This window comes from Komagataeibacter rhaeticus (assembly GCF_011611525.1).
GTDB classification, from domain to species: domain Bacteria; phylum Pseudomonadota; class Alphaproteobacteria; order Acetobacterales; family Acetobacteraceae; genus Komagataeibacter; species Komagataeibacter rhaeticus.
This window is the reverse complement of the sequence record NZ_CP050139.1, coordinates 1,552,121-1,578,015: the sequence shown is the minus strand read 5'-3', so window position 1 is coordinate 1,578,015 and position 25,895 is coordinate 1,552,121. Positions and strand designations below refer to the sequence as shown.

Here is a 25,895-nt window from a genome sequence, read left to right as displayed (position 1 = left end):
GTTATTTTTCAAAGCATTACTTCAAAACACTGTTCAGGCTGCAACATCCACCAAAAGCACGACCGCGTCGCGCCGCGCGATCACGGTCAGGTCCGTGGCCCCCGCCAGTGCCGCCGCATCACCCTGATCAAGAATATCCTCCCCAATGCTGATGGTGCCGGACACCACCACAACATAAAGGTCACGCCCCATGCAGGTGCCATAGGCCGCGCCCTCCCCCGCCGGAATCGCGGCATGGGCCAGCCGTGCCCGCGCGCTAAGGGCTACCGGCGCGCCATCGGCCACGACGCCGCTTTCCTCCGGGTCATCCTCGGGGAAGCCCGAGGCCAGCAGCACAAAACCGCCATCGCCCCCCGGCAGGGCCGTACGGGTTTCCTGCGCGGGCGTGGTACCCTTGATATCGGCCAGCAGCCAGAACTGGATGAAGCTGGCCCCATCGGCCCCCGCGCACCAGTCCACACCCGCGCATCCGCCGCCCGTACTGGCCAGATGCACGCCACCGGCCTCCACCGGTTGGGGGTCACACCCGTCCATCCGCCCGCGCAGGCTGCCTGCCCGCACCCATGTCACGATATCGACACTGGCTTCCGGCCCCAGATGATAGGTCGCCCCCGCCCCGATCTGCCCCAGATTGAGCACACGCAGGCGGCCATCATGGATGTGCGCGGGGTCCTGGTAATCGGCAAAGGCAAAGTGGCAGCGCAGGGCCAGGCCATCCGAATGCGCGGTGCCCAGCGTATCCGCGCGCCTTATGTCCATCATATGCCTGCCTCAGCCATGTTTTTTTGCCTTCTTCTCCGGGTAGAGATCCTGCCAGCCACCGCCAACCGCACGGTAAAGCCGCGTGACCGCGTCCGCCACATGCGCTTCGGCATCCGCCTGCGCGCTCTGGGAGGACAGGAGCGCGTTCTGCAATGTCAGCACGTTCAGGAAGTCGGACGATCCCTGCACATACTGCGCCTTGGCCGTTTCCACCGCAATTTCGTTTTCGTGCACGGCTTCGGTCAGCTCGTCACGCCGCTTCTGGGCTGCCGTGAAGTCGGCCATGGCATCATCGATTTCCTGCCACGCCTTGAGCACGGTGCGCTGGAACATCGTCGCCGCCTCCTTCTGCTGCGCGCGCCGCAGGTGCAGCTGCCCGGTCAGGCGGCCGCCCTCAAAAATGGGCAGTGTTGCCGTGGGGCCAAAACCGTACTGGCGCGACGCCCATGACCCCAGCCCGCTGAACTGCAGCGCCTGCACGTCCAGGCTGCCCGACAGCGTGATGCGGGGAAAGAAATCGGCAATCGCGACACCAATACTGGCGGTGGCGGCATGCAGCCGGTCCGCCGCCATGCGGATATCGGGGCGGCGTTCGGCCAGTTCCGATGGCAGGCCGACGGGAATGGTGGCGGGCACCACCGGGATGGGCGCAACCGGCCCAAGCCCGGCATCCAGCGCGCCGGGTTCGCGCGCCACAAGGAAGCTCAGCGCATTGAGCAGATGCGTGGCCTGTGCCTTCAGCGGCGCAAGACGGGCGGTAAAGGTGTGAAGCTGGCCCGTAGCCTCCGCCACATCCAGCCGTGTGGCCGCCCCCTGCTGCAGGCGCAGGGTGGTCAGGCGGACGCTGTTGGTGGCAATGGCAATATTATGTTCAAGAATGCCGATCTGGGTCTGGGTGGCCCGCAGGTCGATATAATCCTGCGCGGTTTCCGCCATGAGCGAGACCAGGATGTCACGCCGCATTTCCTCGGTCGCATGCATCGCCGCCGTCGCCGCTTCCACCTGCCGGCGGACATGGCCCCACAGGTCCACTTCCCATGAGGCATTCATCCCGTATTGCGGCAGGTTGAACGACGGGTTGCCCACGCTGCCGGGCAGCGCGGTGGGGCCAAAGCCCTGCGTGCCCGATGCGATGGAGCCGGTGCCTTCGCGTTCCATCGTGCCCAGCAGCCCCAGCACGCCGTTGGTGCTGGCACGTTCACGCCCGTAGGATGCATTGGCCTCCGCATGCGGGAACTGGGCCGCGCTGGCGATCCGCCGTTCCGCCTGGCTCTGCATAAGCCGCAGGCTGGCGGCCTTCAGGTCCAGGTTGGACGCCGCCACCTCGTTTTCCAGCCGGGTCAGCAGCGGGTCGTTGAACAGTTTCCACCATTGCGGGTCGGCCGAGGCCGTGCCGGGCGTGCTTTCCGCCGGGGGCTGGGTTTCACGCCATGCGGCGGGTGCGCTGACCTGCGGCTTGTGATAGGTGGGGCCGACCGTGCAGCCTGCCAGCGCCAGTGCCGACAGCCCCCCCGCGAACAGGCGCCGCACCGCGTTACTGCCAGACATAACGGGCATCATTGGCATGCGGACCCTCGGGTTTTGATGCGGTATCAATGTTCACTTCCACCGACATGCCAACACGCACGCGGTCGGCCAGTGGCTGGCCGGGGTCGAATGTCAGCTTGACCGGGATGCGCTGCACCACCTTGGTAAAGTTGCCGGTGGCGTTGTCGGGCTGGATGGGGGCGAACGCAACACCGGTGGCGGGCGCCAGTGAGTCCACATGCGCCTTGAGCGGATGGCCGGGAAAGGTATCGACCCATATGGTGGCGGCCTGCCCGGTCTGCACCTTTGTCAGCTGGGTTTCCTGAAAATTGGCCAGCACATAGGCTTCATGCGTGGGCACGACCGCCAGGATGCCGGTGCCCGCATGCACGTAGTTGCCCACGCGCACGCCACGCTCGCCCACCACGCCATCCATGGGGGCGGGAATGGTGCAGTAGGACAGGTTCAGTCCCGCCTGCCTCTCATCCCCCTGCGCACGCAGCAGCAGGCCACGGGCACGTTCAAGCTGGCCCCTGATCACGTCCACCTGCCTTATGGCGGCCTCCACGCCCGCGCTGTCGCGCGCGATGGCGGCCTGGGCTTCCTTTTCCTGTGCCTCGGAATGCTGCTTCTGCTCGATCGTGCCCGCCCCGCCCGATGACAGGTTACGGTACCGCGCGGCATTGAGGCGGGCAAAGGCCAGGTCGGCCTCATCGGACTGCACGGCGGCGCGGGCACCCGCAATCACCGCATCCTGCCGGGCCAGTTCGGCCTCAAGGTTGCTCACGTCACCCTGCGCCGCCTGCCGGTTGCCGCGCGCCACGTCCAGGGCGGCACGGTAGTCGTCATCCTCGATATGGGCCAGTTCCTCACCCGCATGGACCTGTTCGTTATCCTGCGCGATCACACGGTCTATACGGCCCGAGACCTTGGGGGCGACGGTGGGGAAGTCGGCCGTGACATAAGCATCGTTGGTGTACTGGTTGATGCCATCGCCATTGACCGCACGCGCGCCCCCCCAGGCGACAAGGGCCAGCACGGCAGCGGTGCAGCCTGCGTAAAGCAGCGGTTTCCTGTAAATCATGATCGGTAATTCCGGGTTAACGGGCTGGAGCAGCGGGTGAAGGCGCCTGTGGCGGATAGACACGGCGCGGCAGGACAAGGTTCATGACGGCATAGAACAGGCACACCCAGATCAGGATGTAATAGATGTCATCCAGCGCCAGTACCAGCGCCTGTTCATGCACATAGGTGTGGAATACCTGCAGCGCGTTGCGGGCCACATGCGCGCTGTCGGGTGATGTGGGGGCAAGCTGCCGGCCAATCGGGTCGCCCATGCCCTGGAGCGCAAGCTGGTGGGTGCCATGATGGTCCAGCAGCATGGTGGAGTGATACTGCTCGCGCCGCCGCGTCAGCGCGCCGAACAGGGCAAACGCCACCGCATTGGCCAGCCCCTTGAGCATGTTCACCATACCCGAGATGAACGGCCCGTCGGCCGGTCCCATGGCCATGGTGGCCAGCATGAGCGTGGGGATGACGGTCATCGGCTGGCCAAAGACCTGCAATATCTGGATCAGGTAGAAATTATCGCGCACCCAGTCCACCGTCAGCCACGTGCCCAGCCACGCGGCGGCGGCAAGGCACAGCATGCCGCCTGCCAGCACGAAGCGGCAGTCCACCCGGCGGCTGTTGCAGATGGCGGCAATGAGCGGCAGCATGATCAGCTGCGGCAGTGCCACCACCAGCGAGACCGGGGCCGTCTGTATCGGCCGGTAACCCCGCACGCCCGCAAGATAGGTGGCCGGGATGTCTCCCATCATCGCGCAGATGGCAAGTATCCCCACCAGCGAAAGCAGGGACGCCTGGATATTGCGCGAGCGCCAGTACTGGATGCGGAAATACGGGCTGGGGTGATACGCCTCGTTAATGACGAACACGATGAACGCCGCCCCCCCCCAGAAGGCAAGGTCGGTAATGACCGGGGAGCGGAACCAGTCCAGCCGGTCCCCCTGATACAGCACGATGACGAGCGAGCAGATGGCGGGCAGGCCCACAAGGATGCCCAGCCAGTTGAACTTCTCGAAGCGCTCAAAATGCATCGGGTCGCGCGGCAGGCCATAGGCCATCATGGCAATGGCGGCGGCGGCCGTGGGAATGATCTCCCAGTACAGCCAGTGCCAGCCGACATGCTCGAACCAGAAGGCTTCCAGCGGCAGGCCAAGGTTGGGGCCGAAGGTGGCGCTCATGGCATAGCCGCCAATGCCGAACACGCGGATCTGGGGCGGCAGGTATTTGAGCATGACGGTCATGAGCACCGGCGGCAGGCAGCCCCCCGCCAGCCCCTGGAAGGCGCGCAGGATGCACAGCGATGTCACATCGGGCATGAACGGCGCGGGGATGGACAGGAGCGCCAGCATCGCCGTCATGAAAATGGAGAAGCGGTAGATCGAGAACGTCATGTAGAACCACGGCGTGAACGCCATGGCGGCAATGTTGAACGCCTCGTATATCGCAATGACCCACGTGCCTTCATCGTGGCCGATATGCATCGCGCCACGAATGTCGGACAGGCCGATTTCGGTTACGTGTTCGTTGAATCCCGCCACATGGACGGCCAGCAGCATGCCAAGGCAGCCGATGACCGTCCGTATGCCAAAAGGCGGGATGTAGGACGGCCGTGGCGGCGCGGCATGGATGACAGGCCCGCCGGAAGCCGGGGCAGGAGCGAGGGTGTTCATGCCCGCACTTGATCCCGATGCGGCCAGACCCGACAACCCCCATTTGTGACAGGCGACGATTTCGATTTTCGGAATGAAAACCTTATGGGGCCGCGTGCCCTGCGCCCCGGCGGAAAGCCCCGGGGCGCAGGGGCCGGATCAGCCCGCGGCCTTCAGCACGCGCGCGGCACGGCTGAGCGCCATGATGGGAAAGAACTGGCGGTACAGGTCATAACGCAGCATGAACGCGCGTGACAGCTCCGCCCCCTGCTGCAACCGCTGTGACAGCGCCGGGTCATCCAGCCGGATGGTCTGGCCCACGCCATAACCGGGGAAGCCGGTGCCGGTGAACTCCTTTTCATCCCACCGCCCGTCAGGCTGCTGCAGGTCGATCAGGTAACGGCAGCCGCGCGCGATGGCCGCATGGTCCTGCGGGCGGTTGGCGGCAATCAGCCCCATAAGCGCCCAGGCGGTCTGTGAGGGCGTGGTCGGCCCATGGCCGATGGCGGCAATTTCCATGTAGGACGCACAGCTTTCACCCCAGCCGCCATCCGCCTGCTGGCAGCCCACCAGCCAGTCACAGGCCCTGGTGATGTAGGGCTGGGTCATGTCCTCGCCTATGGCGGCAAGGGCAGGCAGCACGGCACCCGTGCCATACAGGTAATTGACCCCCCAGCGGCCGAACCATGGGCCATCCGCCGCCTGTTCGGCACGGATATAGGCCAGGCCACGCCGGATTGCAGGCATGTCACGCGGCAGGCCCAGCACGCCAAAGGCTTCCAGCACATGCGCCGTTACGTCAACGGAAGGCGGGTCAAGGGCCTCACCAAAGTCACAGAACGGAATCTTGGCCAGCAGCGAGCGGTTGTTGTCCTTGTCAAACGCGCCCCAGCCGCCGCTTTCGCTCTGCATGGCGACAAGCCAGTTCACCCCGCGCTTAATGGCGGGCTCCACCCCGCGCGCCTGCCATTCGGGACGGTTGCGGCATGATGAGAGGGCGATCAGCGCCACCGCCGTGTCATCCGTGTCGGGATAGCGGTCATTGGCGTATTCAAAGGCCCAGCCGCCCGGCTCCACATCCGGCAGCTTGATGGACCAGTCGCCCTTCACCCGCACCTGCCGGTCCAGCAGCCAGCCCAGCGCCCTGTCCATCTCGGGGGTGAAACGTGTCTCCCCATCCGCGTCATGCAGCGCCATAAGGGCAAGCATGGTGTCCCATACCGGGCTGTTGGTGGCCTGAATCCAGCTGGCCTGCCCCCGGTCATGCCGCCAGCCGGGATCATCCAGCGCCGCAAGCCCCTTGGCCATGACCGGGTGGTGGAACTGGTAATCCTCGCCATGCAGCGCCATCAGGCCATACACCCATGGTGGCTGGATGCCGCCCCAGCCACCATCGGCATCCTGATGGCGGATGATCCATTCCAGCATGTGCCGGATCGCGGCCTCGCGCAGGCTGCTTTTCTTCATGACGCGCGACTGGAGCCAGTGCAGGCCACGGTCGGTGGTGCGGAAGAAGCTGGCCCACAGGTCACGCCCCTCCTTGCGGGGCAGTTCATAGTCAAAATTCGCGCGCCCGCCGGGAAACAGCGCGTCCAGCCGGTCCTGCGGGCGCAGGGGGCGGGCCGGCCTGCGGGCGGACAGGATGGCCAGCGGCACCAGCGTCGCCCGCGCCCACTGTGCGAAATTATAGATGGAAAAGACGAATTTGTTGGGAAACCAGATGACTTCCGGCGGCAGGTTGGGCGTCTTCTCCCATGGCCATTCCCCGATCAGCGCCAGCCAGTAGCGGGTGAACACGCGGATGTTGCGCAGCCCCCCCTTGCTGGCAATCCATGTAGCGGCTTTGGCCAGTGCCGGTTCATCCGCGGCATATCCCAGCGAGCGCAGGGCGGCATAGGATTCGACCGTGGCGTTGATGTCGCCATTGCCCGCACCGTAATAGATGCCCCACGACCCGTCCTCGCGCTGCATTTCCAGCAGCGCATGACCCAGGCGCGGACGCAGCGGATGGTCATCAAGGCCAAGGAACCACAGGGCGAGGCACCATTCGGCCTCCATCGAGGCATTGGACGCAACCGGCCCCACCCAGTGGCCATCGGGTTTCTGCTGGCCGATCAGCCAGTCACAGGCGGCGGAAAGCGCATGGCTGAGACTGTTGTCAAGCGCGCGGAAGGACCCGTCCGTGGCCTGTGGCGCCTTGCCGGAAACGGGGCCTGTGGTGCCGGGAGGGAAAGGACGACTTTCCTTGTTCATTTTTTCCGTACCTGTGAGAAATGTCATGATGGGTCTGAAAGAACGTGTCTGCGGTGGTCAGGGCATCCGGTTTTTCACGAAGCCAGCTTCAGGAAATTGGCGAAGACGTTTTGCCATTGTGCCCCGTCCATTTCAACAAAGCCGAGGCAGCGCAGGAAAAACGCCCCTTCGGCCGCGAAAATCGCGGTGCCGGCCCGGCGTCCCGCTTCCGAATCAGGCATGCAGTCATGAAACCAGCCTGCATACCAGTCCCGCACCCGTTGCAGGTGCCGGGGCGACTGGAGCAGCGTGACCAGCATGCCGACCATCCGCGCGTGGGTCGTGGCATCGGACTGGCTGCATGCCATGACATAGGCCGCCGCCCGCGCGCCCGGCGTGGGGTTGGGGCCGGCATGGCGGGCCACCTGCGCGTCGAATCCCGCAATCCAGCGGTCGATCAGGGCGGTGATCAGGTCATCCTTGCTGCCAAAGCAGTATTGCAGCCCGCCCTTGGTAATGCCCGCCGCCCGTGCCACGGCATCCAGCGTAAGGGCGGCCGCCCCCTGGCGCTGCACAAGCTTTTCGGCGCTGTCCAGCACGCTTTCACGGTCTATGGTTCTGGGACGCGCCATGTGTTCCCCCGGCAGTTTCATTCCGTCCGGATGGAATTAAACCATCGCCACGGGCGGACGCAACCCGTATTTTACCCGATACACCCCGCGCCCCGGGGTACCGCGCGGGCCATGCACCGCAAGGCCACGGCTCAGGCCGCGCCGGTCCAGCCCCGGTCAGCGAATATCCGCTGGTAGATGGCATGGATCACATCCTGCTTGTTGCGGTTGTACTCCTGCACCGTGGCCACACCCTGCCGCGCACGCTCCTTGACGCGCGCATAGCGTTCCCGGTCATCGGGGTGGGTGCGCAGCCAGTCGCGGAACAGGATGTGTCGGGCATGCTCGGGGCATGCGGGGCCAAAGACATGCAGGTTGAGGCGCGGCATGTCATGGCGCAGCATCCGGTGGCCGTACCATCCGCGCTCGCGCACGCTCAGCCAGTAACCCAGCGCGGCAAGCTGCGGAATATAGGTGTCTTCGCGCTCCGGGTCGGCCACGATACAGTCAATATCAATGACGGGCTTGGCCGCCAGCATCGGCACCGCCGTGGACCCCACATGCGCAACCGCCAGCGCCCTGTCCCCCAGTGCTGTCCGGATCGCGTCACGGGCCGTGGCAAACTGCTCCGCCCATTGTGGGGACCATGGCTGTATCGTGATGGCTTCCTGTGGTGGCTTGCCCCTGACCCACGGATTCTCCCCCGGGTCACCTGATGCGAAGGTCATGATCTGGCATGGATCGGTGCAGAGCTGCGGGTCATGGTTCATCGGGGGGCCTCGGGGGTATTTCTGGGGTCTGGATGACGCGCGCCAGCCCTGTCGCGCCGGTGGACAGACGGGATACCGCCTGCGCCACGGGCTGGCGGGCTGCTGCTTGACGGCGCAGGCGATGCTGTTACGATAACCTAACCATCTGGTCAGAAAACATCATTTCCCGCCCGCAGCCTGAAGGGTTCCACATGCATATCCGTGGCTATTTTGGCGTATTGTTGCTGATCTGTATCGGTATCATCTTTTCCACGGATCGCAAGCGTATCAATGCGCGCATCATCGTATCGTGCCTGCTGCTGCAGGCCGCCATCGGGGTGCTGGTGCTGCGCGTGCCCGCGGGTCAGGCGCTGCTCAAGGCGATTGCGGGCGTGGTGACCGGCGTGCTGTCCTATGGTGGCGAGGGCGCGCGCTTTTTGTTCGGGGCGCTGGTCGGGCCGCGCATGCACGAAATCTTTCCCGATGGGTCCTACATCTTCGCCTTTCAGGTCCTGCCCTCGCTGGTCTATGTCAGCGCCCTGATCGCCATTCTCTACCATTTCGGAATCATGCAGACCTTTGCCCGCGTGCTGGGGCGGGGGGTACAGTGGCTGCTGGGCACGTCGCCCGTTGAATCCTTTGGCGCGATCATCACCATCTTTGTTGGCCAGAGCGAACTGCCGGTAGCCCTTGGCCCCTATCTTGCCACCATGAGCACGACGGAACTGTTCAGCACCCTGTGCAGCGGCACGGCGTCCATATCCGGGGCTACGCTCATCGGGTATTTCGGGCTGGGGGTTCCGGCAGAATATCTTGTCGCGGCATCGTTCATGGCCATTCCCGGCGGGCTGCTGTTTGGCAAGCTGCTGGAACCCCGGCCGCCGGGTGCGCCGGTCAGCCCGGTCGGCGCGGCGGGCCGCGCCTATCACCGCGCCTTTTTTGAAGCCGTGATGGAAGGCGCGCTGAAGGGCGCCCACACCGCCATGGCGGTGGCCGCCATGCTGGTGGCCTGTATCGGGCTGATCGCGCTGGTCAACGGCATGCTGCAGGCCATGGGGGGGTATATCGGGCTGCCGGGACTGTCGCTGGAATATCTGATGGGATTCATCTTCTCCCCCGTGGCGTGGCTGCTGGGGGTACCCGGCGCGGAATGCAGCACGGTGGGCTCGGTGCTGGGACTGAAGGTGGTGCTGAACGAATTTGTCGCCTACCTGCATCTGGGACCCGACATTCAGGCCGGGCGCCTGTCGCAGCGGGCAGCGGCAATCGCCTCGCTGGCGCTGTGTGGTTTCGCCAATCTCAGTTCGCTCGGGCTGCTGGTTGCCGCCTTTGGCAGCCAGTGCCCCGAACGGCGGGAAGAAGTCGCCCGCAAAAGCGCGCGCGCCGTGCTGGGGGGAATGCTGTCCAATCTGATGAGTGCGGCGATCGCGGGGATCATCCTGCCGTAGCCCTGCCCGGAACCGGCTCAGGCTGGTGGCGGGGTTTTGCCTTCGGCCAGAATGCCCATAAGGTCCAAGGCGTTCTGCGTGGCGGCACCACAGGTGGTGTTGTCGTAGATTGTCCAGACATCGCTACCGCGCCGGGTCAGAGCCGTAACGACGGCCGCCTGGGCTGCAATGGCCTCTTTTCCATAAGGTGACTGGTAGATGCGCGGGCTGCCGTGCAGGCGGAAATAGGCCAGCCCTTCCCAGCCACCGGGCCGTGCGGCAGGCGGGACCCGGGGCGGGTCCGCCGCCACGCGTGGGACCTGCTGCCGTTTCAGCATGAGATCAACCTGGGGCAGGAACCAGCTTGCATGCCTTGGCTCCAGCACGACAGCACCCGCAACCATGGCTTTCAGGTCACTGAGAAAACGTTCGGCGCACTCACCGGGATAGGCGAAACCGGGGGGAAGCTGGACAAGGATGGGACCACGCCGTGCGCCCAGCCCATCCGTTTCTTCCACAAAACGTTCCATAAGGGCATGGCAGTTGATCAGGCGATGCTCATGCGTGATGGTTCTGGGCAGCTTTACAGCAAAGCGGAATGCAGGGGGCACGCTTGCGGCCCAGCGTTCGTAGGTCGTGCGCCGGTGCGGGCGATAGAAACTGCTATTGATCTCGACCGCCGCAAAACGGGCGCCATAGCGTTCAAGATGCGTGCCAGAAGCAGGGAACAGCCCGGACAGCGCCGATGGGATCGACCAGCCTGCAACACCGACGCGAATGGACATGGGCACTTCCTCCCCTGCCCCGGTAACGTGCAGCCTTATGGACTATCTGCCAACAGATGTTTGATAAAAAAGTAAAAATCTCCGGGTGTCACCTTTTTTTCAAAAAGGCGACACCCGCCGAAGCGTCCTGAACAGAGCTTCACCCGGCACGTCCCTGGACAGGCTGCGTGCCGGCCTGCCATTCATCTTACGCACGCCAGCGCCGCCGTTACGGGCGGCCCGCTGGCCTGCGTGCCGTCAGCCCGCGTTGAACGCGGCGTCCGCCTTGAGAATGGCCTTGAGCAGCACACCCGCGCCAGCCGCCGCATCCTGTTCGGTAATGCTTTCGGCCTCATTATGGCTCAGGCCATCCGCGCAGGGCACGAAGATCATGGTCGTGGGGGTCACGCGCGCCATGTAGGCGGCATCATGCCCCGGCCCGGATACGATGCGCCGGGCGCCGTACCCGCTTTCCGTTGCCGCGGCCTCGACCATGCCGATGCATTCGGGATCGAAATGCACGGCAGGGGCATCCCAGATCCGTACGATTTCCATCTCCACATTGCTGCGCCGGGCTATCTCGGGCAGCTGGCTGTACAGTTCCTCCTCCATCTGGCGCACGACCGCGTCATCGGGGTCACGCATGTCGATGGTGAAGAACACTTCCCCCGGCACCACGTTGTTGCTGTTGGGGCGGTTCTCGATCAGCCCCACGGTGCCGACGGCGGTGGGTGCGTGCGCACAGGCCACCTGGCTCACGGCCTCGATCATCCGCGCGGAAGCCAGAAGCGCGTCATGGCGCATGGGCATGGGGGTGGAGCCGGCATGGGCATCCTTGCCCTTTACCGTAACCTCATACCACCGGGCACCCTGCACGCCGGTCACGATGCCGATGGTCTTGCCTTCGGCCTCCAGGATCGGCCCCTGCTCGATATGCAGTTCGAAATAGGCGGTGACCGGATGCTGGCCGCATGGCTCGCTGCCGCGATAGCCGATGGCTTCCAGTTCATCACCAAAACGCTTGCCCGCGCGGTCGCGCTTGTCCAGCACTTCCTGTTCGGTAAACACACCGGTGAACACGCCCGAACACATCATGGGGGGTGTAAAGCGGGAACCCTCCTCGTTCGTCCAGTTGATCACCTCGATCGGGTGACGGGTCACATAACCCGACCGCTCCAGCGCGCGCAGCACCGACAGGCCGCCCAGAACCCCAAGGATACCGTCATACTTGCCGCCCGTGGGCTGCGTATCCAGGTGGCTGCCGATGGTGATGGGCGGCAGGCTGTTGTCCAGCCCCGGGCGGCGGGCAAACTGGTTGCCCATGGAATCGAACGTGACCGTGCAGCCAAGCGCCTCACAGGTGCGCGCGAACCAGTCACGCACCTGCCTGTCTTCCGCCGTAAGCGTCAGGCGGCGCACGCCGCCCTTGGGCGTGCCCCCGAATCTGGCGGTTTCCATCAGGTCCGCCCACAGGGCCTGGCCATCAATGCCGATATTGCTGCCATGTGGGGCGGTGTTTTGCTGTGTCATAAGCTTCCTTCCATGCTGGGCCACCATCCTTGCGGGGTCCGTTACGACTCCACTGCCACGCGGGCGGGGTTGTTCGGGTGCTCGGGCCATGTCAGCACACCATCAACCGGCTGGGGCTGCATGGTTATGCAGTCACTGACAGGGCAGACATGCGCGCACAGGTTACAGCCCACGCATTCCGCATCAATCACCTCGTAATGCCGCTCACCGTCCACCCGGGTCTTTGCAATCGCCTGGTGGGAGGTATCCTCGCATGCAATGTGACACAGGCCGCATTTGATACAGGCATCCTGATCAATCTTGGCGATGGTGTTGAACTTCATGTTCAACTGGTTCCACGGCACGAAACGTTCGATCGCGCGCCCGGTCACGTCATCAATGGTGGCGTAGCCCTTCTGGTCCATCCATGCGGACAGGCCATCGGCCATGTCCTCGACGATGCGGAAGCCGTAATGCATCGCCGCCGTGCAGACCTGCAGCGTGCTCGCACCCATGGCCAGGAATTCCGCCGCGTCCCGCCACGAACCGATGCCGCCGATACCGGAAATGGGCAGGCGTGCCAGTTCGGGGTCACGGGCAATGTCGCCAATCATGCGCAGCGCGATGGGCTTGACCGCCGGGCCGCAATAGCCACCATGCGTGCCCTTGCCGTCCACCGTGGGCATCGGGGCCATCAGGTCCAGGTCCACCCCGATGACCGACTGGATGGTATTGATGAGCGAGACCGCATCCGCCCCGCCCCGCAGCGCCGCGCGCGCAGGCATCAGGATGTTGGTGATGTTGGGCGTCAGCTTGACGATGACGGGCATGCGGGTGTTCTGCTTGCACCAGCGCGTGACCATTTCCACATATTCGGGCACCTGGCCCACGGCGGCGCCCATGTTGCGCTCGGACATGCCATGCGGGCAGCCGAAGTTCAGCTCGATGCCATCGGCACCCGTTTCCTCCACGATGGGCAGGATCGCCTTCCAGCTTTCCTCCACGCAGGGCACCATCAGGCTGACCACGACCGCGCGGTCGGGATAGTCACGCTTGACGGACTTGATTTCGGCAATGTTCGTGGCCAGCGGGCGGTCGGAAATCAGCTCGATGTTGTTCAGCCCGATCATGCGGGTGCCGTTATAGTCCAGCGAACCGTAGCGGGAGCTGACATTGACCACCGGCGGGTCTTCACCCAGCGTTTTCCAGACCACGCCACCCCAGCCCGCCTCGAACGCGCGGCGGATGTTGTATTCCTTGTCCGTGGGCGGTGCCGAGGCAAGCCAGAACGGGTTGGGCGAGCGGATACCAACAAAATTCGTGCGTAGATCAGCCATGTCCGGTTTCCTTACTTCGCCACCGCGGCCGTGAAGGCCGCGTGAATTGCTTCCGCCGCGTTGCGCCCGTCCCGCACGGCCGCCACGGTCAGATCCTCGCCCGGGGTACAGTCACCCCCGGCATAAACGCCCGGCATTGTGGTCTCACCGTTTTCGTCCACCACGATCCGGCCACCGGCAATGGCAATGCTCTCGCCATTGAGCGGATCGGGCAGGAAGGTCTGGCCCACGGCCTTGAGCACCATGTCCGCCTCCTGGATGAAGGTGTCCTGCGCATCATACGTGGCGCGGCCATCGGCCCCCTTGGCGCCACGGGCGAACTCGATGCCCGCCAGCGCGCCGTCACGCGCCACCAGCCGCACGGGCGATGCCCACAGCCTGACCGTAACGCCGTTGGTCTGTGCCCATTCGCGCTCCACTGGCGTGGCGGACATGTTTTCCGCCCCGCGACGGTAGACGAGTGTCACTTCGTCCGCCCCCAGCCTGCGGGCCTGGACCGCGGCATCCACCGCCGTGTTGCCGCCACCGATCACCACCACGCGGCGACCGACCGGCACGGTCTGCTTGCTGGTCGAGCGCAGCCCCTCGATGAAGTCGACGGCGTCCATCACGCCATCAAGGTCCTCGCCCTCGATCCCCAGCGAACGCACGCCCGCAAGGCCCACGGCCAGGAACACGGCATCATATTCGCGCCGCAGGCCGGCCACCGTCATGTCGCGGCCCAGCACTTCGCTCCCGGCAAAGGAAATACCGCCGATGGCCAGCAGGAAATCAACCTCGCGCTGGGCAAAGTCGTCCGCCAGCTTGTAGGCGGCAACACCGTATTCGTTCAGGCCGCCGGCAAGGGCATGGCGGTCGAAGATCATCACGTCATGGCCGTGCATGGCCAGACGGTGCGCGCAGGCAAGGCCGGCCGGCCCCGCACCCACGATGGCAACGCGCTTGCCGGTGGACGGCGCGCGCGTGAAGGGCTGGCCACCATGCTCCATCTGCCAGTCGGTGGCATGGCGCTGGAGCATGCCGATACGGATGGGCTGGCCTTCCTCACGCGTATTGTGCACGCATTTCTGCTCACACAGGATCTCGGTGGGGCAGACACGGGCGCAGGAACCGCCCAGGATGTTGGATTCAAGGATGACCCTGGCCGAACCCGCCATGTTGTCCGTCGCTATGGCGCGGATGAAACGCGGGATGTCGATGCCCGTGGGGCAGGCCTCGATGCATGGCGCATCGTAGCAGTAGAAACAGCGATCAGCTTCAACCACGGCCTGGGCATGTGTGAGCGGCGGGTGAGCATCGGAAAAATTAAGCGCAAGCTCGGCATCGGTAAGACGACCGGGCGCTATATCGGGACCCTGCGGCATGACAGCTCCAACAACTTTCTGATGGAGTGATCATAGGGGGCATCGGTAACCGATCGCAATATTTTTCTGACCATATGATCAGGTTTCTTGATCGGGATGCCATCCTGCCACGCGATATAATCATATTTCGAATAAGAAACGACAAACCCGTCGCAATTTATTCATCAATCAGGGAAGTTCCGGATTCCTGCAACAGGAATCCGGAAAACGGCCGGATCAGGCCTTGGCACCCGGCAGGGGCAGTTCACCCGTCAGGAACTGCGCGCGGCCGTGGCCGAAGCTCCAGTGCTCGTCATTGTTCTCGACAACGGACACCATGAGGTCGGACGGCGCAAGCCCGGTGCGGGCCTGCAGGGTCTCGGCCAGCAGCTTGTAGAACGCGGCGATCTGTTCCTTGCCACGCGGGCGGGAGAAGACCTGCAGCAGCACGACCTTGGAGGTACGCGGAATATCCAGCCCCGTGTCTTCCACGATCATGTGGCTGGGCTCACGCTCCGACACAAGCTGGTAGCGGTCGCGCACGGGTACCTTGAACGCCTCGACCATCGCGTCGTGGGCGGCGTCAAGGAAGCTGCGCAGTTCTTCGGGGGTACGGGCGCCCTTGACCACATGGAAATGCATTAACGGCATGATTTCAGTCCTGTTCTGTTATGGTGTCCTGCCCGGTGGCACCGGTTCAGCATACTTCGGTAATCAGCTTGCGCAACGTGGCCGCCATGTCGCGCAGTTGCTGTTCGGTGGAAATGAACGGAGGCCCGAAGGACACCGTATCACCCGTGCAGCGCAGCAGCAGGCCGTGGCGCAGCCCCGCCTCGAACAGCGCCAGGCCGCGCGCGCCGGGCTTGCCTTCGGCGGGTTTCATGTCAAAGGCGGCCGTCAGCCCGATGTTGCGGATGTCGGCAATCACGTCCAGGTCCTTCAGGCCGTGCATCGCCTCTTCCAGCACCGGCTCGAGTGCCCGCACGCGGGCGACCAGCCCTTCCTCACGCATCACGTCCAGCACCACATGGCCCACCGCCGCCGCCATGGGGTGGCCGGAATAGGTGTAGCCGTGACAGAACTCGATCGCGCTTTCCGGCCCGGTCATGAAGGTGTTGTAGATCTCGTCGGTCACGATCACGCCACCCATGGGCACGATGCCGTTGGTCACCGCCTTGGCGAAGGTGATGATGTCCGGTGTCACGCCAAAGCGCTGCGCGCCGAAGTTCTCGCCCATGCGGCCAAAGCCGGTAATGACCTCATCAAAGATCAGCAGGATGCCGTTGGCGGTGCAGATCTCGCGCAGGCGCTGCAGGTAGCCCACGGGCGGCACGATCACACCGGTCGAACCCTGAACCGGCTCCACGATCACGGCGGCGATGGTGGAGGCATCATGCAGCGTGACCAGCCGCACCAGGTCTTCCGCGCGGTGGGTGCCCCATGTGGGCTGGCCACGGGTGAAAGCCATGTGGGCCGGCTCGTACGTGTGGCGCAGGTGGTCCACGCCGTTCATCATGCCCGATGCGAACATCTTGCGGTTGGACACGATGCCACCCACCGACATGCCGCCAAAGCCCACGCCATGGTAACCACGCTCGCGCCCGATCATGCGGAAGCGGTTTCCCTCCCCCTTGATGCGATGATAGCCCAGCGCCACCTTGAGCGCGGTATCAACCGCTTCCGAACCGGAATTGGCGAAGAACACGTGGTTCATCCCCGCGGGCGCAAGGTCGGCAATCCGCTCGGCCAGCGAGATGGCGCCGGGATGCGTCAGCTGGAACGACGGCGCGAAGTCCAGCGTTTCCGCCTGTTTGCGCACGGCTTCGACAATGCGCGGATGGGCGTGGCCCAGCGGCGTGCACCACAGGCCCGACAGGGTATCGAACAGCTTCACGCCTTCGCTGCTGGTGTAATACGCCCCCTTGGCGCTGACCATGGTGCGCGGTTCCATGTTGGCGCGCAGCATGCGGTTGGCGGTGAACGGCTGCCAGTAAACCCCTTCCCGCTCGTTGCGGAGGAGGGCGGACTTTTCTGAATCCTGAACCATCATGCAATCCTGTGCTGGATGAAATACGCCCCCGGCGCCCATGCCGGGACGATTCATTTGTGCATCGTATTTCGCACCGGGTTCCCTGTATATGTACAAGCACACCGCTTTGCCCGAAACTGTACTGATCGGACCCCCACCATGACAGCCCAGGCCGTGCCCCGCCCGGACCGTGACAGATCCACCCCGCTGGTTGGCCAGATCGGCGCGGACCTGGCACACCGCATCCGCAGCGGCGTACTGCGCCGGGGCGAGCGGCTGCCCTCCATCCGCCGCATGGCGCGCGACTGCGGGGTCAGCACCCTGACCATTGCCAACACCTATCTGCGGCTTGCGGCGGCGGGGCTGGTGGAAAGCCGGGGCACGCGCGGCTATTTTGTCTGCACGCCACCGCGCGCGGCCCCGCTGATCCAGCGTTCCATCGATTCGATGTGGCTGCTGCAGTACGCCTATGAGGACGAGGCCCCCGTGATCAAGGCCGGCTGTGGCTGGCTGCCCACGGACCTGCTGTTCACATCCGCCGCCCGTAGCGCACTGGGGGGGCTGACGGCGGCCCGGCTGGCCTGCGCGCTGGAATACGGCAATCCCTACGGCCACGCCGGACTGCGCCACAACATACGCCAGATGCTGGCCCGCCGCGACGTGTACTGCGAGGACGGCGGCATCATCATGACCCACGGCGCAAGCCAGGCGCTGGAACTGGCGGTACGCTGCCTGTCCACGCGCGGCGATACGGTGCTGGTGGAAGATCCGGGCTACTGCAATCTCTATCCCGCGCTCCAGTCACTGGGGCTGCGTACCGCCAGCATCCCGCGCCTGCCCGATGGCCCCTGCCCCGATGCGCTGGCGCGCATGATCCGCCAGCACCAGCCGCGCCTGTTCATCACCACTTCCATCCTGCACAACCCGACGGGCAGTTGCAGCACCACGCGGAACATGCGCGCGGTACTGGATCTTGCCGCGCGCCATGACCTGACGATCATCGAGGATGACATCTTCCTCGACCTGGCACCCGAAGGGCAGCAGACCCTGTCACAGCTGGGCGGGCTGGAGCGGGTTGTCCATATCGGCAGTTTTTCGAAAACGATCGGCCCCGGCCTGCGCGTGGGCTACGTGGCGTGCGCGGCGGATACCGCCCAGCGCATCCTGCGCCAGAAAATGGCCAGCAACCTGACCACCGCGCCGCTGAACGAGGAAATCGTCCACACCATTGTCAGCAGCGGGCTGTACCGCCCCCATCTGGCCCATCTGCGCGAACACCTGACCCGTGTGCAGGCGCGCGTCTGCGCCCGGCTGGAACAGGCGGGCATGACGGTCCATTTCCAGCCTTCGGGCGGCATGTTCGCCTGGGCGCGGTTCGGGCAGGACAGGGATGTCCGCGCCCTGGCGGAACGGGCCTGCCAGCACGACATCATGCTGGCACCGGGGCACCTGTTCCGCCCCGGCGGCCAACCCTCGCAATGGTTCCGCTTCAATGTCGCGCACTGCGAGGACGAGCGCCTGTTCACATTCGTGAAAAGCATTGCCCACGGCAGGGAATAGATTGACCTCCACCCCCCAAAGGGGGAAGTTCTTCACATAATGTATCATTCCCGTCCCGAAAGGTGATCCCGTCTCTCCCATGCCCCCACTTCCCCCGTCAGCACCTACCCGCAGGAAACGTACCAGCGCCCCCAGACAGAACAATACACGGCAGATCCTTGATGCCGCGGAAAAGGTCTTTGCAGCCCACGGGCTGTCGGGCACGCGCATGAATGACATTGCCGAGGCCAGCAACCTGCCCAAGGCCAATATCCACTACTACTTCCGCACCAAGGAAGACCTGTACCGCGCAACACTCCGGCAGTTGCTGGATGACTGGCTGGGCGATGCCAGCAAATGGCTTTCCGCCGACCGCCCCCCGCGCGAAGGGCTGCGGGGCTTCATAGAATCCAAGATGGAATTCTCCCGCAAGCGCCCCGAAGCCTCGCGCCTGTTCGCCCATGAACTGCTTTCAGGCGGCCACTACGTCCATGGCTTTCTGGTCGATACGCTGCGCAAGCATGTCGAGCAGCGTATCGAGGTATTCAGGGCCTGGCATGAAGCCGGACTGATCACGCAGGTCGATCCGGTGCATTTCCTGTTCTGCCTGTGGGCCATGACGCAGGCCTATGCCGATGTACAGGTGCAGATGGCCGCCGTGCTGGGCAAACCCCACCTGACGGGCCGGGACTACGCCACGGGTACCCAGACCATCATGCAGCTGGCTTCCGTGCTTCTGGCCACGCCGCCCGCGGCCGCCCAGCCCGGCAGGGACACGAAATAGCCCCGCCACCGGCAGGTCAGGACGCATGGCCTAGCGGGACAGGCCCCGGATATTTCGTTGCGAGGGTGGCACGTAAACTATTGTGGGTCGTTTCAACATTTGTTACGGTCCAGCTTCAATCATGGAGCATGCAATGCCACCTCGCCACACCCTGACAGAGCAGGAGCGGACCGTCCTTGACATCATCATGGAAAATCCGTTCGCATCACAGAAGGATCTGGCCGAACGGTGCGGCATGACACGCCCCACGCTGGCCACCTATATCGGCCAGCTGACACGTAAGGGTTACCTGCTGGGACGTGCCTATGTTGCCGCGACGCGGGCCTCCATCGTCTGTATCGGGGGGGCTGCGATCGACCGGAAATTCTGCCTTTCCTCCCCCCTTGTTACCGGCACGTCCAACCCCGCAACCGGCTACACCGGCTTTGGCGGCGTGGCGCGCAACGTGTGCGAGAACCTGGCGCGCCTGGGACAGGAAACCACGCTGATCACCATTGTCGGGGATGACCTGCCCGGCCATGCCCTGGCCGATCACATGAAGAACTGCGGCGTGAACACCTCACGCATCCAGTTCGCGGGCAATGCCAGCACGGCGGAATACATTGCCATACTGGATGACAGCCACGACCTGGGCATCGCGGTATTTGATGCCGCCGTGTTCGACCGGCTGGACATCGACACCATCCAGCGTAGCTGGCCGCTGATTGCCGCGGCGGGATGGCTGTTCGTGGACTGCAACGTATCCGCCGAAGTCCTGGCGTGGCTGGCGCAGAAAACACGCGAGGCCGGGTTCAGCCTTGCGGTCGATACGGTTTCCGTCCCGAAGGCGGAACGGCTGCGCGGCCAGCTTGGCGGCGTGCGCGTACTGTTCACCAACCGCGATGAGGCCCTGACCCTGCTGGAGGGAAGCACCGCCACCACCAGCGCGGCCATCGCCATGGCGCTGGTGGCGCAGGGGGTGGAAACCGTGATCATGACCGAAGGCGCGCGGGGCCTGACGGTGGCGGATGCCAGCGGCGTGCGCGCCCTGCCCGCCTACCGGACCAATGTGGTGGACGTGACCGGCGCGGGGGATGCCCTTGTGGCCGCCACCCTGTCCGCACTGAGTGAAAACACGGACACCGTGCGCGCCTGCCGCCAGGGACTGGCCGCCGCCGCCCTGACAGTTGGATGCCGCGAAAGCGTATGCCCCGGCATCAGCCACGAGCAGATCAGTACCTTCATGAAAACCCATGCCGGCACAGACAGCCAGGCCAAGGAAACAGCCCTATGAACATGAATGCCCTTCCCCTCGTCCTGTCCGCTGAAGTGCGCGATGCCTTGGCCTGCGGCAAAGCCGTGGTGGCCCTTGAATCCACCATCATCACCCACGGCATGCCCTGGCCACAGAACGTCAGCACCGCGCGGGAAGTGGAAAACCTGGTCCGCGCCGAAGGCGGGGTGCCGGCCACCATCGCCATCATTTCGGGCAAGATTCACGTAGGCCTGGATGACAGCACGCTGGAATGGCTGGGCACGGCAAAGGACGTGATGAAGGTCAGCCGGGCCGATCTGGCCTATGCGCTTTCGGCGGGGCGGCATGGGTCGACCACCGTTGCCGCCACCATGATCTGCGCGCACCTGGCCGGTATCGGGGTTTTTGCCACCGGCGGCATCGGCGGCGTGCATCGGGGCGTGGAGGAGACGATGGACATCTCCGCCGACCTGACAGAGTTCGCCCGCACCCCGGTTGCCGTGGTGTGCGCGGGTGCCAAGGCCCTGCTGGACCTGCCGCGCACGCTGGAATTCCTGGAAACGCAGGGCGTGCCGGTGGTGGGCTACGAAACCAGTGATTTCCCCGCTTTCTGGAGCCGCTCCAGCGGCCTGCCGGTACCGCTGCGCGCCGACAGCGCGAAAGAGATCGCCAGCATGATCTCCATGCGCGCGACACTGGGGCTGGACGGCGGCGTGGTGGTGGCGAACCCCGTGCCCGCGGCCAGCGAAATTCCGCGTGCCGAAATGGAAGCCTTCATCACGCAGGCCGTCGAAGAAGCCCGCCGGGACGGCATTACCGGCAAGGCCGTTACGCCCTACCTGCTGTCACGCATGCTGGAACTGACCGCAGGCCGCAGCCTGGAGACCAACATCGCGCTCGTGCTCAACAACGCCCGCCTGGCCACGCATATTGCCCTTGCGCTTGGGGCAAAGGCATAAGCCGGGTCTTTTTTCCTGTCGGGCAGAGGGCAGCATGACATTTCATTTACGGCCCTTCGCGGGCATACTGGTCCTGTTACTTGTTGCCCTTGCCTGCTCGACGGACAGACGGGCAATCCGCCCCCGCGTCATTGCATCCGCCCTGGCCTGCCAGATCGCGGCGGGACTGGTCATGCTGGGCATTCCGGCGGGCCGCAGGGCGCTGGAATCCATCGCGCAGGGCATTGCCTGGGTCATCGACTTCGGCCATGCCGGGATTGCCTTTGTCTTTGGCGGGCTGGCCAATCCCGACCTGGCCAGAAGCATACCGGGCTGGAGCTTCATATTCGCCATCAACGTCCTGCCGCAGATCATCTATCTAAGCGCGCTCATCGCCGTGCTCTACCACTACAATATCATGCAGGTCCTGGCCCGTGGCATTGGCATGGTGCTGGCGCGGCTTACGGGTGTGAGCACCATCGAGGCCTTTTCCGCCGCGACCGCCATGTTCCTGGGGCAGACCGAAGTACCGATTGCCATCCACCCCTATCTTGCGCGCCTGAGCCGCAGCGAACTGCTGTCGGTCATGTCCAGCGGCACGGCCTCCATTTCCATGTCGATGCTGGCGGCCTATTCCGGACTGGGCGTGCCAATGGAATACCTGCTTGCCGCCTCCTTCATGGCCATGCCCGGCGGGCTGCTGTTTGCAAAGATACTGGTGCCGGCCCGCCCCGGCCCGGCCGATGACACCCCGCATCCCACCAGCACCGCCGAAATGCGGTCGGCCAACGTGTTTGACGCACTGGCGGTGGGGGCCACCAACGGCATGCGGGTGGCGGTGGCCGTCTGTACCATGCTGATCGCCTTCATCAGCACGATTGCCCTGCTCAATGCACTGCTGGGCCTGGCGGGGGCCGGCCTGGGTTATCCCGGCCTGTCCATCAGTGGCTTTCTGGGTTTCCTGCTCCGGCCGCTCATATGGCTGCTGGGGGTCCCGTGGGACCAGTGCCGTGTCGTGGCGGGCATCATCGGTACCAAGATCGCAATAAACGAATTTGTCGCCTATGGGGACCTTACTCCCTATCTGACCCAGGCCACCCTTCCGCGCCAGACGCTTGCCGTTGCCTCCTTCGCGCTATGCGGTTTTGCCAACCTGTCCTCCATCGGGGTGCTGATCGGCTCCTTTGGCAGCCAGTGTCCCGAGCGGCGCAAGGACGTGGCTGCCCTGGGCTGGCAGGCCGTACTGGCAGGCAGCCTGTCCAACATGACCAGCGCCGCGATCGCGGGCATCTTCATATCCTGACAGGCAGCCTGAACAAGGGCTTCCGGCAAAGGCCACCACGCCTCTGGCCCGGCGCGTTCGGAATGCGCCCGGCCCTGCCCCCCTTCCAGCAATGAAGGCGGCACCCGGAAGCTTCCGTCCATGCCTGGACGCCGTTTTCAGACTATAGGCTGGCCAGCGCGCTGGCGCCGATACGGCCAGGCATGTGCCCTGCCCGGCGCGGCCATGGGCCGCCGTTGCGGCCTGCGCCCCGATGGGCTGCTTGCTGAACAGGGAAGGTCTTGGACCGGATGTTCCTGACAGCCACCAGAAACAGGCCCCGGGACTCCCGCGCACCGCCCTTGGGCACATACCGGCCCCTGCACGGGTTCATGCAGTGTCACGACCCGCGCGACAGGGCGGGCGGATGCATGGGCAGGCATCCCTGCTGCCGGGCAGCAGGCCCGGATCGATCCCGCGCCGGTCCATGCCGCATCCCGGCGCGTATCCATCCTGACCTGTACAAACAGAAAGTGCTGCACGGCCATTGCCGTGCAGCACCAGTACTGTCCCGATGGGGAATACCCGTTATCAGAAGTCGGTGGAAATCGTGCCCGTCATGGAGAAGCGGGGCAGGACGTAGAAGGAAGCACCCGCGCCACCCGCAACGGTCTGGCCATTCAGCAGTGTGACCGCGTTCATGTTGTTGGCAACACCCGTCGTGCCGACACGCACGATGGAACCGGTCAGGTTGGAGAAGTTCAGGCGGATGGTCGGCGTCTTGGCAAAGGACAGCGGCCGGAAGTGATAGCCAACCGCCAGCGTGTCGGTCACGAAGCCCGGCATGCGTTCGTCACCCACCATGGTAACGGATTGCGGGCCGGTATAATGCAGGCTGAAGTTGCCGAAAAAGCCCTGGTTGGCATAGGTCAGGCCAAAGTTCGCCATGACACGCGGCGTGTTGATGGCCTGCTTGCCCTTGGTCGGCAGGTAGGAGTCCCCATACGCGATGTTGGAATCCATCCGGCCATACAGGTATTCAACCGATGCATAGGGGCTGAAATGATGGAACGAACGGCCCGCGATCATGGCGTCAAAGCCACGGATCGTCTCGTTACCGGCGTTGATGGTCTCATACTGCGTGGACGGCATGTACACCGACAGCAGGCGGTTGGTGATGCTGGAATTGAACAGCGAGATATCGGCAATCAGCCACTTGTTGTTGAAGCGGTAGCCAAGCTGTTCGGTAATGGAATACTGGTTCTTGGGCAGCGTGGTCACGCCAACCGGCAGGGCGGAGGGCGAAGGCTGACGGAAATCGCCTTCCGCATTCACATAGATCTGGTGATGCGAGTTGAAGCGGTAGGCAATGGCCAGATGCGGCAGGGGTGCTGTCGTGTTCTCACCCAGACGCGAGCCGGAGCCGGCCAGCAGGCCACTGGCCCGGTCCCAGTAGTTGGACATGACGAACTTGAAGCCCGCGTTGACCGTCAGCTTGTCGTTCAGGTACTTGGCGCTGTCCTGCAGGAAGAAGGAGTTCAGCTCGTAGCCGGAATGTACGGTGCTGACCAGCTTCTGCCCGTCCACGTTGTACAGCATGGCAGCCGAATTGTCGGTCTTGGGGTTACGGCCCGAAGCCATGGTCGCCATGGTGGGAGAGAACTCGGACACGGAGTTGTTTTCATACCAGTAACCGAAGGTGAAGCGGTTATGGCGGTCGATCTTGTAGTTGACCTTGGCCACAACACCCACATCGGGCGACCAGCCCTGTGCGTAATAGGTGCTCAGCAGCTGGTTGCTGGCTGCCTGCGTGCCGTTGTTATAGTAACAGCCGCTGCTGCACGCCGATGTCGCGCCCACGGTACCGGCGGAGGAGCCATCCCAGCCGAAGCCCGTGCTCAGATATGGTGTCAGGTCGAAATCAAGCTTCTTGTTGACCACCACATGGACGGGCGCGCTGACGAAGAACTGGTTCCAGGAATCCAGGTTCCCCTTCCAGTAATTGGCGCCGGCGGCCTGGCTGTTGGACCGGTCGAAGCCTTCGCCCGTATGCTTGTAGTTGTAGAATTCGGCGGCCGTTGCATAGTTGTCGATGGTGAACATCGAGTTATGCCACGACGTGAACAGCTTGATGAAGGAGCCGTTGTCGAAATCCTTCTGCAGGCCGAAATCGACGTGCTTGCGCTCGTTGATGCCGCCGCCCATCCACTGCCGCGAATGCGCGTTGGAGAACGACACATAGGCCCGCACGCCCGAATGACCGATATAACCGGACTGCAGGCGAATGAACTCACGCGAGAAGTTGTTGGTGCCATAGGAAAAGTCGACGCTGCCGCCACGCTTTTCGCTGGGTGTGATCGTGCGTTCGTCAAGCGTGCCCGCGGCGGCGTTCGCGGTTGGCATGTCAACCTGCGAGCTGCCGGGCATGACGTTGACGCTCTCGATATTCTCGGAATCAACGTTCTGCTGAAGGTAGGAAGCAAGCGAGGCCGGCGCGCCGTCCAGCATCAGCCCCATATCCGCATCCGTCAGCCCACGGATGAAGATGGACCCGCCCTTGAAGCCGCCCGGATCGGGCAGGGCGATGCTGACGCTGGGCAGGTTCTGGATCAGGTCCAGCCCGGTGGAGGCGGGGCTGCGCATTTCGATATACTGCTTGCCCACGCTCTGCACCGCATGGGGTTCGGTTTCAACGCGCATCATGCCGCCGCCGCCATCACGGGCATGGCGAGACACATGTACCGCAAGCGTTTCGGGCTGGCTGGACGCCATCTGGTGGGTGGGGGCCGCATGGGCGCGCGGTGTGGATGCCGTGCCCGCGTGCCGGACAGGCGCCTTGCGCCCCGTCGTGTTCTGGACGGTCTGGGCACTGGAAGCGTAACTCGAGAAAACTGTTGAAATTGCGATGGCACTGACCAGAGATCGCAAATAGATTTGAGCCATTTATTTTCACCTTCCGCCACGGACATAAAAATAAAAACCACATACTTTTATTCAAAGTATGCATAAGGCCTTTATTGTCTTTATTCTATTCCGTCCCGCTTCGTGCTTCACTGCACGTATTCAATAAGATTATGGTAGTATAAATCTTTTCTGGCTCGCAACAAGATTCTAACCATCTGATCAGGTTTT

Annotated in this window: 20 protein-coding genes; 6 read left to right on the top strand and 14 right to left on the bottom strand. The window is 64.0% G+C overall.

The annotated features are described in order from the left end of the window. Nucleotides 1-33: 33 nt before the first annotated feature. From GWK63_RS07075 to GWK63_RS07045, 7 genes are all read right to left on the bottom strand, one after another. Nucleotides 34-762, bottom strand: coding sequence for a pirin family protein (locus GWK63_RS07075; protein ID WP_039998776.1), 729 nt, complete (start codon nucleotides 760-762; stop codon nucleotides 34-36). Between the two features lie 9 nt (nucleotides 763-771). After that, nucleotides 772-2,310, bottom strand: coding sequence for an efflux transporter outer membrane subunit (locus tag GWK63_RS07070; RefSeq protein WP_007398344.1), 1,539 nt, complete (start codon nucleotides 2,308-2,310; stop codon nucleotides 772-774). Beyond that, the gene (locus tag GWK63_RS07065; protein ID WP_039998775.1) at nucleotides 2,297-3,373 is read right to left on the bottom strand and encodes an HlyD family secretion protein; all 1,077 of its coding nucleotides are present in this window, start codon (nucleotides 3,371-3,373) and stop codon (nucleotides 2,297-2,299) included. Before GWK63_RS07065 ends, GWK63_RS07070 begins: the two co-directional genes overlap by 14 nt. Nucleotides 3,374-3,389: 16 nt before the next feature. Next, nucleotides 3,390-5,027 (bottom strand): MFS transporter, encoded by a 1,638-nt coding sequence (locus GWK63_RS07060; RefSeq protein ID WP_007398342.1) that lies wholly within the window; start codon nucleotides 5,025-5,027, stop codon nucleotides 3,390-3,392. 138 nt (nucleotides 5,028-5,165) lie between these two features. Beyond that, nucleotides 5,166-7,259, bottom strand: coding sequence for a squalene--hopene cyclase (shc, locus tag GWK63_RS07055; protein ID WP_007398341.1), 2,094 nt, complete (start codon nucleotides 7,257-7,259; stop codon nucleotides 5,166-5,168). Nucleotides 7,260-7,333: 74 nt separating this feature from the next. Continuing rightward, nucleotides 7,334-7,870, bottom strand: coding sequence for a TetR/AcrR family transcriptional regulator (locus GWK63_RS07050; RefSeq protein WP_039998850.1), 537 nt, complete (start codon nucleotides 7,868-7,870; stop codon nucleotides 7,334-7,336). A gap of 131 nt (nucleotides 7,871-8,001) precedes the next feature. Next, on the bottom strand, nucleotides 8,002-8,619 hold the full coding sequence (locus GWK63_RS07045; RefSeq protein ID WP_007398339.1) for a GrpB family protein: 618 nt from the start codon (nucleotides 8,617-8,619) through the stop codon (nucleotides 8,002-8,004). Between the two features lie 191 nt (nucleotides 8,620-8,810). Here GWK63_RS07045 and GWK63_RS07040 point away from each other — a divergent pair, with 191 nt between their 5' ends. Beyond that, complete coding sequence (locus GWK63_RS07040) at nucleotides 8,811-10,046, top strand: NupC/NupG family nucleoside CNT transporter (RefSeq protein ID WP_007398338.1); 1,236 nt, start codon at nucleotides 8,811-8,813, stop codon at nucleotides 10,044-10,046. A gap of 17 nt (nucleotides 10,047-10,063) precedes the next feature. On the opposite strand, the gene GWK63_RS07035 is transcribed toward GWK63_RS07040, so the two are convergent. From GWK63_RS07035 to GWK63_RS07010, 6 genes are all read right to left on the bottom strand, one after another. After that, complete coding sequence (locus GWK63_RS07035; RefSeq protein ID WP_039998773.1) at nucleotides 10,064-10,810, bottom strand: DUF72 domain-containing protein; 747 nt, start codon at nucleotides 10,808-10,810, stop codon at nucleotides 10,064-10,066. Nucleotides 10,811-11,047: 237 nt separating this feature from the next. Continuing rightward, nucleotides 11,048-12,319, bottom strand: a complete 1,272-nt coding sequence (locus GWK63_RS07030; protein ID WP_039998772.1) for a M20 family metallo-hydrolase — start codon at nucleotides 12,317-12,319, stop codon at nucleotides 11,048-11,050. Nucleotides 12,320-12,360: 41 nt separating this feature from the next. Further along, nucleotides 12,361-13,635: an NAD-dependent dihydropyrimidine dehydrogenase subunit PreA gene (gene preA / locus GWK63_RS07025; RefSeq protein ID WP_007398335.1), complete on the bottom strand. Its 1,275-nt coding sequence runs from the start codon at nucleotides 13,633-13,635 to the stop codon at nucleotides 12,361-12,363. Nucleotides 13,636-13,646: 11 nt separating this feature from the next. After that, nucleotides 13,647-14,999 carry an NAD(P)-dependent oxidoreductase gene (locus tag GWK63_RS07020; protein ID WP_039998771.1) on the bottom strand — a complete coding sequence of 451 codons (1,353 nt, stop codon included), beginning with the start codon at nucleotides 14,997-14,999 and terminating at the stop codon, nucleotides 13,647-13,649. A 216-nt stretch (nucleotides 15,000-15,215) separates the two neighbouring features. Continuing rightward, a complete protein-coding gene (locus GWK63_RS07015) occupies nucleotides 15,216-15,629 on the bottom strand; it encodes a tautomerase family protein (RefSeq protein WP_039998770.1) in 414 nt (137 codons plus the stop codon). Between the two features lie 46 nt (nucleotides 15,630-15,675). Beyond that, nucleotides 15,676-17,025 (bottom strand): aspartate aminotransferase family protein, encoded by a 1,350-nt coding sequence (locus tag GWK63_RS07010; protein WP_039998849.1) that lies wholly within the window; start codon nucleotides 17,023-17,025, stop codon nucleotides 15,676-15,678. A gap of 141 nt (nucleotides 17,026-17,166) precedes the next feature. On the opposite strand from GWK63_RS07010, the gene GWK63_RS07005 reads away from it, so the two are divergent. From GWK63_RS07005 to GWK63_RS06985, 5 genes are all read left to right on the top strand, one after another. After that, entirely contained in the window at nucleotides 17,167-18,567 is a 1,401-nt protein-coding gene (locus GWK63_RS07005) for an aminotransferase-like domain-containing protein (RefSeq protein WP_039998769.1), read from the top strand. 79 nt (nucleotides 18,568-18,646) lie between these two features. Beyond that, nucleotides 18,647-19,330 (top strand): TetR/AcrR family transcriptional regulator, encoded by a 684-nt coding sequence (locus GWK63_RS07000; RefSeq protein WP_007398329.1) that lies wholly within the window; start codon nucleotides 18,647-18,649, stop codon nucleotides 19,328-19,330. Nucleotides 19,331-19,463: 133 nt separating this feature from the next. After that, the gene (locus tag GWK63_RS06995; RefSeq protein ID WP_007398328.1) at nucleotides 19,464-20,603 is read left to right on the top strand and encodes a carbohydrate kinase; all 1,140 of its coding nucleotides are present in this window, start codon (nucleotides 19,464-19,466) and stop codon (nucleotides 20,601-20,603) included. Between the two features lie 2 nt (nucleotides 20,604-20,605). Beyond that, on the top strand, nucleotides 20,606-21,523 hold the full coding sequence (locus tag GWK63_RS06990; RefSeq protein ID WP_039998848.1) for a pseudouridine-5'-phosphate glycosidase: 918 nt from the start codon (nucleotides 20,606-20,608) through the stop codon (nucleotides 21,521-21,523). Between the two features lie 34 nt (nucleotides 21,524-21,557). Next, nucleotides 21,558-22,805 (top strand): NupC/NupG family nucleoside CNT transporter, encoded by a 1,248-nt coding sequence (locus GWK63_RS06985; RefSeq protein ID WP_007398326.1) that lies wholly within the window; start codon nucleotides 21,558-21,560, stop codon nucleotides 22,803-22,805. A 549-nt stretch (nucleotides 22,806-23,354) separates the two neighbouring features. Here GWK63_RS06985 and GWK63_RS06980 read toward each other — a convergent pair. After that, the gene (locus tag GWK63_RS06980; RefSeq protein WP_034927742.1) at nucleotides 23,355-25,706 is read right to left on the bottom strand and encodes a TonB-dependent receptor; all 2,352 of its coding nucleotides are present in this window, start codon (nucleotides 25,704-25,706) and stop codon (nucleotides 23,355-23,357) included. Nucleotides 25,707-25,895: the final 189 nt, after the last annotated feature.